Here is an 8965-nt window from a genome sequence, read left to right on the forward strand (position 1 = left end):
CTCCGGCTCAGTCGGCCAGGGCCGGGGCGGGCCGCCGGCCGGCCGCCGCCTTCTCGATCTTGTCCCGGATCAGGGCGAGCTGGACCTTGGAGTTCTTGTTGATGTTGTCGGTCATCCAGGCGTCGTCGACCGGGGCGTCCGGCTTCATCTCGAAGTCCTGGGTCCACACCATCCGGGTGCCGGCCGGGACCTCCTCGTAGCTCCAGTGGATGTTCATGTGGGCGAAGGGGCCGGTCTCCACCCGGCGGGCCGTGACGGTGCGCGCGTCGCGGTCCGGCTCGCGCTCGGAGACCCAGCTCCAGACGGTGCCGTTCTCGTCCGGGTGCATGGTCAGCCGGAACGTGGTCTTGGCGCCCTCCCGCTTGAGGACCTCCACCGACGCGTACTCGCTGAACAGCTGCGGCCAGCGCTCCAGGTCGTTGGTCATGTCCCAGACCAGGTCCAGCGGGGCGGCGATGGTGATCTCGTTCTGGGTGTGTCCTGCCATGTCAGGCTCCTGCCATCAGGGTGGTGTTGACGAGGTTGAGGAACTGCTGCGGCGTCTTGCAGCGTTCGGCGTCGACCGGCATCGGGGTGCCGTGCGTGTTCTCCAGCTCGCCGACGATGCCGAGCAGGCCGAGCGAGTCGACGCCGAGGACGTCGAAACCGGTGTCCGGCTTCTCCATCAGCTGCTCCGGGCTGACGGTGACCCCGGCGGCCTTCTTCATCAGCGCGGCGAGTTCTTCCACGGTGATCTGCGGCATGCGCTTTCCTCCTTTGCTGTGCTCACTGCCTGGTGCCGGCTCGCAGCACCAGCGCCGAGTTCGACCCCATGAGTCCGCGGCTGAGCACCAGTGCCGTGCGCGGTTCGGCGACGCGGGCGTGGCCGGTCACGAGGTCGAGGTCGTGGCAGACGTCGAAGACGTTCGGCGTCGGCGGGATCAGGCCGTGCTCCATCGCCAGCACGGCCGCTGCGGTGTCCAGCACGGGGGCCGCGCAGTAGCCGCGGCCGATCCCGGTCTTCGGGGCGGTGACCGGGACCCGGGTGCCGTGCGCGCCGAGGGCGTCGGCGAGCGCGAGTGCCTCGGCCCGGTCGGCCTCCGGCACCCCGAGGGCGTCGGCGAAGACGACGTCGATCTCCTCGGGGGCCGCGCCGGCCTCGGCCAGGGCCTGCCGGATGGCGTGTGCGAGGCCGTCGCGGGACTCCGCCCAGCGGGAGGCGCCGGTGAAGGTGGCCCCGTGGCCCGCGACGACGGCCCGGACGTCGGCGCCGCGGTCCTCGGCGGTGCCCACCGCCTCGACGACGAGCATGGCGCCGCCCTCGGCCGGCACGAAGCCGCACGCCCCGTGGGTGAAGGGCCGGTAGGCCCGGGCGGGGTCGGTCTCCCGGCTCAGTTCCGCGTAGCCGAGCTGGCAGACCATCGAGTACGGCGCGAGCGGCGCCTCGGTGGAGCCGGCCACGATCACGTCGGTGCCGCGGCGCACCGCCCGGGCCGCGTGGGCCAGGGCGTCCAGTCCGCCGGCCTCGTCGGAGGCGACGACCGAGCAGGGCCCCTTGAAGCCGCGGCGGATGGAGACCTGACCGGTGCTGGCGGCGTAGAACCAGGCGATGGACTGGTACGGCCCGACGAACCGGCTGCCCTTGCCCCACAATCGCTGCAGTTCGCGCTGGCCGAACTCGCCGCCGCCGGATCCGGCGGCGGTGACCACGCCGATGGAGTACGGCGCGTCCGGGATGCCGGACGGCGTGAGCCGGGCGTCGTCCAGCGCGAAGTCGGCCGCGGCCATGGCGTAGTGCGTGAACCGGTCGGTCTGGACGAGGAAGCGCTCCTCGATGGTGGCCGCCGGGTCGAAGGCGCGGACCTCACCGGCCACCTTCAGCGGAAGGTGCTCGCAGCCCTCGCGGGTGACCCGGTCGAGGACGCTGAGGCCCTCCCGGGTCGCCTTCCAGAAGGTGTCGGTGCTGGTGCCGTTGGGTGCGACCACCCCGATGCCGGTGATGGCCGCCTGCCGGTCCTTCGGTTCGCTCATCGTGTGTCCTCACTCCCTCGGCCGGGTCAGGATCACCGCGGACTGGAAGCCTCCGAACCCGCTGCCCACGGACAGCACGCTGGTCAGCTTGCGTTCGCGGGCGACGCGTGGGACGTAGTCCAGGTCGCACTCCGGGTCGGGGATCTCGTAGTTCGCGGTCGGTGGTACGACCTGCTTGGCGAGGGCCAGCACACAGGCGACCAGTTCGATGGCGCCGATCGCCCCGAGGGAGTGCCCCACCATGGACTTGATGGAGCTCATCGGGGTGTCGTAGGCGTGGTGGCCGAGCGCCCGCTTCACGGCCGCCGTCTCGTGGCGGTCGTTCTGCCGGGTGCCGGAGCCGTGCGCGTTGACGTAGTCGATCGCCGTGGGGTCGAGCCGTGCCTGGCCGAGGGCGGTCTCGATGGCCCGCGCCATCTCCAGGCCCTCCTTGGTCAGGCCGGTCATGTGGTAGGCGTTGCCGAAGGTGGCGTAGCCGCCGAACTCGCAGTACACATGGGCACCGCGGGCCCGGGCGTGTTCCAGCTCCTCCAGGACGAGCACCGCGCCGCCCTCGCCCATGACGAAGCCGTCACGGTTGTTGTCGAAGGGCCGGGAGGCGTGCGCCGGGTCGTCGTTGTTGGGGCTCGTGGCCTTGATCGCGTCGAAGCAGGCCATGGTGATCGGGGATATCGGGGAGTCCGAGGCCCCGGCCACGCATATGTCGGCCCGCCCCTCCTGGACGGTGTGGAAGGCGTAGCCGACGGCGTCCAGGCCGGAGGTGCAGCCGGTGGAGACGGTCTGCACCGGACCCCGTGCGCCGAAACGTTCCGCCACAGCGGAGGCCACGGTGCTCGGCGAGAACGCCCGGTGCAGCTGGGGCTCCGCCTCGCCGTGGTCGACGTCCCAGCGCTGCCCGCGGTGGCTGACCAGGACGTAGTCGTGCTCCAGGCGGGTGGTGCCGCCGACGGCGGTGCCCAGGGAGACACCGACCCGCCAGGGGTCCTCCCGGGCCAGGTCGAGACCGGAGTCCCGGACCGCCTCCTCCCCGGCGACCAGGGCGAACTGTATGTACCTGTCCGCCCGCTGGACCTGCTCGGCGTCCAGGCCGTGCGCGGCCGGGTCGAAGTCGCACTCGGCCGCGATCCGGGACCGGAGCCCGGCCGGGTCGAAGAACGTGATGCCCCGCGTCGCGGTACGGCCTTCGGCCAGCAGGTCCCAGAACGCCGGTACGCCGATCCCGCCCGGAGCGACGACGCCTATGCCGGTGACCGCCACGCGCCGGGTCATGAGCGGACCTGTTCCCGGCCGGCGGGCTCGGCGACGGCGGCGACGGGCTGCGCCGTCTCCTCGGTGTCGACGTGGCCGAGGGCCGGCTTCGGGGCGAGCGGGCCCAGGTGGAAGACGAGCCGAGCCTCCACGTTGCCGACGTTGCGGAACCGGTGGCGCATGTTGATGGGGATCATCAGCCCCTGCTCGGGCCGCAGCGGGTGCGGCTCGCCGTCCAGGTCCACCTCCAGCTGCCCGCACAGGACGTAGACGAACTCCTCGGAGTAGGGGTGGTAGTGCTCACCGATGCGGTCGCCGGGCCGGACGATGGCCACGCCCATGAAACCGCTGGTGGCGCCCACCGTCGTGGGGGTGAGCATGGCGCGCAGATCACCGCCGCGCCGGGTGTTGGGCTCGATCTCGCTCAGGTCGATGATCTTCGGAAGGGGTGTGATCACGGTGATCCTCCGTTGGTTGGGCCGGCCCGCCGGGGGTCAGGCGTCGGGCGAGCGGCGGTCGGTGACGAGGTCCATGCCGACGGGCTCGCCGTCCAGCAGGTCCTCCAGCCCGGCCAGGTGCCCGGGCTCCGGCGAGGCGGCCTGGGCGCCGGAGCCGGGGCGTACGTCGATCAGCCGGACGACGACGTCGTCACGCTGGAAGATCGTGCTGCGCAGCACGGGGCTGTCCGGGTCGTCCGCCGCCGCCTCGTCCCGCTGGGCGAGCAGTTCGGCCAGCCGCATGCCGCCGCCCGGCCGGGCCGGGTAGTACCGGGCCAGCCGCTCGCCCTCGGTCAGCTCGTCCGCGGTGACGTGGTGCACGGCGGGCAGCGCCGCCCGGGTGAAGAACACCCGCGCGGACTCCTGGTCGTTCAGGTCCCGCTCCTGCTCCAGATAGGGGTTGATGGCCTCCTCCACGGCCCGCACCTCGGGCTGCCGGGCCACGTGGCGCAGGGCCGCGAGCAGGTCGCCGCGCACCTCGATGGCCCGCACCACCCGGTTGCCGTGCATGAACAGGGAGGTCCGGCACAGCCGGGTGGTCTCGTCGACCCGGGCCCGGGGCGAGGCGTAGTCCGCCAGGATCCGCTTCACCTCCGCCTCGCTGCCGGGCCGCACCGTGAAGGTGAGCGCGTGCCGGATCACCCCGTCGCCGATCCGGGGGGACGTCTGGAGCCGGCGGCGCTCGGCGGAGACGGCGGCCTCTCCCCCGGTCTCGCGGACCACGTGGAAGCGCAGCGACCGGGTGTCCCTCACGCAGCTGTGCAGCGGCTCCACCATCCGCACGTGTTCCTCGCTGTTCACCCAGGTGAGGAACGGCGGGGCGCTCTCCCACTCGCTGGTGATGAGCCATTGGGAGGGGTTCTCGATGGACTGGCACAGCTGGTCGCTGACGTGACCGGGGACCTGCGCCACCTGGTTGCACAGCTGTTCGTAGGCCTCCAGGAACTGCTGCTGGGCGCCGTCGTGGACGTCCACGAGGAGGACGACCCGCAGGCGGGAGCCGTCGAACACCGACTGGGAGACCCGCTTCGACACCTGGCGCGTCGACGGGGCCGAGGGCTTTTCCGACAAGGTGGTCATGCTGCGCACATCTCCTTCACGAGGGCAGAGGCAACGCCGGCCGCCGAATGACGCGACGTCAGCGCTTCTTGATCCTGTGCCGCTTGTGCCGGATCGCGCGACTCGCGTGAACCACGCGGGTGATTGAGCACGCGAAAGCCGTCCCAGAGGGCACACAAACACCAATGCGCCCCGCATCCCTCACCCTGCCTCTGGAGTCCTGATGCAGCAGAAAGCCGATCACCGGGTGCCCGTCCTCGTCGTGGGCGGCTCCCTGGTGGGCCTGTCCCTCTCCCTGTTCCTGGGCCGTCTCGGCGTACCGCACATGCTCGTCGAGCGGCATTCGGGGACCTCGATCCACCCGCGTGGCCGCGGCAACAACCTGCGCACGATGGAGCTGTTCCGGGTGGCCGGCATCGAGCCGGACATCAAGGCGGCGGCCTCGCTGCTCGCGGACAACCACGGCATCCTCCAGACGCCCACCCTGGCGGGTGACGCCGGCGAATGGCTGTTCCGGCACATCGACCCGGGCGGCGGGCTCGCCAAGTTCAGCCCCACCACGTGGTGCCTGTGCAGCCAGAACGATCTGGAACCGGTGCTGCTGAAGGGGGCCCGGGCGCTCGGCGGCGACCTGCGCTACTACCACGAGCTGGAGTCCTTCTCCCAGGACCCCGAAGGGGTGACGGCGTACGTCCGGGACCGCGACAGCGACGAGCTGTACACGGTCCGCGCGGACTACCTGGCGGCCTGCGACGGCCCGCGCAGCCCCGTGCGGGGCCGGCTCGGCATCGGCCAGAGCGGCCCCGGCGACCTGTTCGCCAACGTCAGCGTCACCTTCCGGTCCAAGCTGCTCGCCGAGACCGTCGGCGACCGGCACTTCATCTGCTGCTACCTCACGAGCCCGGAGGCCGACGGCGCGCTGCTGCCCGTCGACAACAAGGAGCACTGGGTGTTCCACGCGCCCTGGCACCCGGAGCACGGCGAGCGGCTGGAGGAGTTCACCGAGGAGCGGCTCCAGCGGCACATCCGGCTGGCCGTCGGGGAGCCGGACCTCGACATCGAGATCACCGGGAAGGCGTCCTGGCGCGCGGCGGAACGGGTCGCCGAGCGGTACACGGCCGGCCGGGTGCTGCTCGCCGGGGACTCGGCCCACGAGATGTCACCGACCGGCGCGTTCGGCTCCAACACCGGCATCCAGGACGCGCACAACCTGGCCTGGAAGCTGGCCGCCGTGCTCGACGGCTGGGCCGGGCCCGAGCTGCTGGAGACCTACGACACCGAGCGCCGGCCGGTCGCCCTGGCCACCAGCGCCCGGGCCTCGGCGCGCTCGGTGGAGCACAGCCACCCCGGCTTCGCCCCGACCCCGGGCGTCGGCGGCGGCCCGCGCAGCGGCATCCTCCCGGTGGTCCTCGCCTACCGCTATCTGGAGGGCGCCGTCCTGGACGCCGACCCGGCCCAGCCGGTCGTACCCGACGGGGTGCGGCTGACCGCGGACCCCGGCAGCCGGGCCCCGCACCTGTGGCTGCGCCGGGCGGGCACACGGCTGTCCACGATCGACCTCTACGAGCGGTCGCTGGTCCTCCTCAGCGACGCCGCCTCGGCCGCGGGCGCGGCCTGGCAGTCGGCCGCGCGGCGCGTCGCGCACACGGACGGGGTACGGCTGGAGACCTACCGCATCGGCGCCGGCCCGGACGCCGACCTGACCTACGACGGCGACGGCCCCGGCGGCGGCACCGACTGGGCGGCCGCGCACGGCACGACGGCCGACGGCGCGGTCCTCGTCCGTCCGGACGGCTTCGTGGCCTGGCGCGCGCCCGGTGCCGCGGCCGATCCGGAGGCGGAGCTGCGGCGGGTGCTGGGGGCGGTGCTGCGCAGGGGGTGAGACGCGCGGGACGGAACGCCGAAGACCGCCCGCGCCAGGTGGCGCGGGCGGCCTTCGCCCACGTGGCGCGGGCGGCCTTCTTCCCGTGGCCGGGTCAGATGCGGACTTCCACCGTTCGGGCGAGACGGTCGTGCAGGCCGCGGCCGTCGCGGTCCCAGATCAGCGCGGGAACCGCCACACACAGCAGGACCGTGCGCAGCAGGGCGCGGCCCGGGCTGACCGTGCCGGTGCTCAGGGCGACCACCCGGATGCCGAAGAGCCGCTTGCCGGGGGTGCAGCCGACCGTGCCGACGGTGAGCGCGCTCAGCACGAAGAAGACGCCCAGCGCCCAGTTGCTCGTGGCCGGTCCGTCGCCGTGCGTGATCAGGCCGTATGCGATCAGGACGCACAGCGCCCAGTCCACGACGAGCGCGCCGAGTCGCCGTCCGGGCCGTGCGATCGAGTTCGGCCCGTGCTCCGGGAGGCCGAGCTGCTCGCCCCGGTAGCCGAAGTCGGCACCCGCCTCTTCCATGGCCGCGCGCGGGCCGGAGAGCCACGATCCGATTGCCTGCCTGTTGTCCACCCGTCCACGGTACTGCGCCCGGTTTCGGGCACTACGCGCAGGGGTGCACGGGGGCTACGGTGGACATGTGGCCGGTTAACGTCTGCGAAACAAACGGGTCACGCCCGAGAAATCACCCGTCCCTAGGGTCGAGGCCAGCGTGTGCCACCGCACTGGCCGCACGAACGATCTACCACCCCGGCGAGGACGGTCGGGAGTAGGAGGAGCTGGATGTTCCAGAACGCCGACGAGGCCAAGAAGTTCATCGCGGACGAGGACGTCAAGTTCGTCGACGTCCGCTTCTGCGACCTGCCGGGCGTCATGCAGCACTTCACGGTGCCCGTCGAGGCGTTCGACCCGGACGAGGAGCTGGCCTTCGACGGATCGTCGATCCGCGGTTTCCAGGCCATCCACGAGTCCGACATGGCTCTGCGTGCCGACCTGTCCACGGCCCGTGTCGACCCGTTCCGCCGGGACAAGACCCTCAACATCAACTTCTTCATCCACGACCCGATCACGGGCGAGCAGTACTCCCGTGACCCGCGCAACGTGGCGAAGAAGGCCGAGGCGTACCTGGCGTCGACGGGCATCGCCGACACCGCGTACTTCGGCCCCGAGGCCGAGTTCTACGTCTTCGACAGCGTGCGCTTCGCCACCTCGGCGAACGAGTCCTTCTACCACATCGACTCCGAGGCGGGCGCCTGGAACACCGGCGCCCTGGAGAACAACCGCGGCTACAAGGTCCGCTACAAGGGCGGCTACTTCCCGGTCCCGCCGGTCGACCACTTCGCCGACCTGCGCGCCGAGATCTCCCTGGAGCTGGACAAGCAGGGCCTGAAGGTCGAGCGCCAGCACCACGAGGTGGGCACCGCCGGCCAGGCGGAGATCAACTACAAGTTCAACACGCTGCTGGCCGCCGCCGACGACCTCCAGCTCTTCAAGTACATCGTGAAGAACGTGGCCTGGCGCAACGGCAAGACCGCGACCTTCATGCCGAAGCCGATCTTCGGTGACAACGGCTCGGGCATGCACGTGCACCAGTCGCTGTGGAGCAACGGCGACCCGCTGTTCTACGACGAGGCCGGGTACGCGGGCCTGTCGGACATGGCCCGCTACTACATCGGCGGCATCCTCAAGCACGCCCCCTCGCTGCTGGCCTTCACCAACCCGACGGTGAACTCGTACCACCGTCTGGTGCCGGGCTTCGAGGCGCCGATCAACCTGGTGTACTCGCAGCGCAACCGCTCGGCCGCGATGCGCATCCCGATCACGGGTTCCAACCCGAAGGCCAAGCGCGTCGAGTTCCGCGCGCCCGACTCCTCCGGCAACCCCTACCTCGCCTTCTCGGCGCTGCTGCTCGCGGGCCTGGACGGCATCAAGAACAAGATCGAGCCGGCCGAGCCGATCGACAAGGACCTGTACGAGCTGGCTCCCGAGGAGCACGCGAACGTCGCCCAGGTCCCGACCTCGCTGAACGCCGTCCTCGACGCGCTGGAGGCCGACCACGAGTTCCTCCTCCAGGGCGACGTGTTCACGTCCGACCTGATCGAGACGTGGATCGACTTCAAGCGCACCAACGAGATCGCCCCCCTCCAGCTCCGCCCGCACCCGCACGAGTTCGAGCTGTACTTCGACGTGTGACAGGCGGGGAACGCGGCCGTCCGAGGTCATAGCGGATGAGCACGGCCTGGTCGCACCCGCGCCGCACCCGGACCCCGTCACTCACCG

General features: G+C 71.6%; 9 protein-coding genes. 2 read left to right on the forward strand and 7 right to left on the reverse strand.

Annotated elements, in window-relative coordinates; translation table 11 throughout:
* Positions 1-7: 7 nt before the first annotated feature.
* From ABD350_RS01680 to ABD350_RS01705, 6 genes are read right to left on the reverse strand one after another with little or no spacing between them, the layout of a single operon-like run.
* Complete coding sequence (locus ABD350_RS01680; RefSeq protein ID WP_344345647.1) at positions 8-487, reverse strand: SRPBCC family protein; 480 nt, start codon at positions 485-487, stop codon at positions 8-10.
* A 1-nt stretch (position 488) separates the two neighbouring features.
* Positions 489-743 (reverse strand): acyl carrier protein, encoded by a 255-nt coding sequence (locus ABD350_RS01685; RefSeq protein WP_030783119.1) that lies wholly within the window; start codon positions 741-743, stop codon positions 489-491.
* A 22-nt stretch (positions 744-765) separates the two neighbouring features.
* A complete protein-coding gene (locus tag ABD350_RS01690) occupies positions 766-2010 on the reverse strand; it encodes a beta-ketoacyl synthase N-terminal-like domain-containing protein (protein WP_344345650.1) in 1245 nt (414 codons plus the stop codon).
* 9 nt (positions 2011-2019) lie between these two features.
* Entirely contained in the window at positions 2020-3279 is a 1260-nt protein-coding gene (locus ABD350_RS01695; RefSeq protein WP_344345652.1) for a beta-ketoacyl-[acyl-carrier-protein] synthase family protein, read from the reverse strand.
* A complete protein-coding gene (locus tag ABD350_RS01700; RefSeq protein WP_344345654.1) occupies positions 3276-3716 on the reverse strand; it encodes a cupin domain-containing protein in 441 nt (146 codons plus the stop codon). The genes ABD350_RS01695 and ABD350_RS01700 overlap by 4 nt, the downstream gene beginning before the upstream one ends.
* Positions 3717-3752: 36 nt before the next feature.
* The gene (locus ABD350_RS01705; protein WP_344345656.1) at positions 3753-4835 is read right to left on the reverse strand and encodes a SchA/CurD-like domain-containing protein; all 1083 of its coding nucleotides are present in this window, start codon (positions 4833-4835) and stop codon (positions 3753-3755) included.
* A gap of 202 nt (positions 4836-5037) precedes the next feature.
* Here ABD350_RS01705 and ABD350_RS01710 point away from each other — a divergent pair, with 202 nt between their 5' ends.
* Positions 5038-6696 (forward strand): FAD-dependent oxidoreductase, encoded by a 1659-nt coding sequence (locus ABD350_RS01710; RefSeq protein ID WP_344345658.1) that lies wholly within the window; start codon positions 5038-5040, stop codon positions 6694-6696.
* A 94-nt stretch (positions 6697-6790) separates the two neighbouring features.
* On the opposite strand, the gene ABD350_RS01715 is transcribed toward ABD350_RS01710, so the two are convergent.
* Complete coding sequence (locus ABD350_RS01715; protein ID WP_344345660.1) at positions 6791-7258, reverse strand: RDD family protein; 468 nt, start codon at positions 7256-7258, stop codon at positions 6791-6793.
* A gap of 210 nt (positions 7259-7468) precedes the next feature.
* On the opposite strand from ABD350_RS01715, the gene glnA reads away from it, so the two are divergent.
* Positions 7469-8878: a type I glutamate--ammonia ligase gene (gene glnA, locus ABD350_RS01720; protein ID WP_189752547.1), complete on the forward strand. Its 1410-nt coding sequence runs from the start codon at positions 7469-7471 to the stop codon at positions 8876-8878.
* The last annotated feature ends 87 nt before the right edge of the window (positions 8879-8965 follow it).

This window comes from Streptomyces nogalater (genome assembly GCF_039532885.1).
Classification (GTDB): Bacteria; Actinomycetota; Actinomycetes; order Streptomycetales; family Streptomycetaceae; genus Streptomyces; species Streptomyces nogalater.

Bases quoted from the DNA above. Each gene is read 5' to 3' on its own strand.
- ABD350_RS01680 (WP_344345647.1), bottom strand. From the start codon at position 487: ATGGCAGGACACACCCAGAACGAGATCACCATCGCCGCCCCGCTGGAC.
- ABD350_RS01685 (WP_030783119.1), bottom strand. From the start codon at position 743: ATGCCGCAGATCACCGTGGAAGAACTCGCCGCGCTGATGAAGAAGGCC.
- ABD350_RS01690 (WP_344345650.1), bottom strand. From the start codon at position 2,010: ATGAGCGAACCGAAGGACCGGCAGGCGGCCATCACCGGCATCGGGGTG.
- ABD350_RS01695 (WP_344345652.1), bottom strand. From the start codon at position 3,279: ATGACCCGGCGCGTGGCGGTCACCGGCATAGGCGTCGTCGCTCCGGGC.
- ABD350_RS01705 (WP_344345656.1), bottom strand. From the start codon at position 4,835: ATGACCACCTTGTCGGAAAAGCCCTCGGCCCCGTCGACGCGCCAGGTG.
- ABD350_RS01710 (WP_344345658.1), top strand. From the start codon at position 5,038: ATGCAGCAGAAAGCCGATCACCGGGTGCCCGTCCTCGTCGTGGGCGGC.
- glnA (WP_189752547.1), top strand. From the start codon at position 7,469: ATGTTCCAGAACGCCGACGAGGCCAAGAAGTTCATCGCGGACGAGGAC.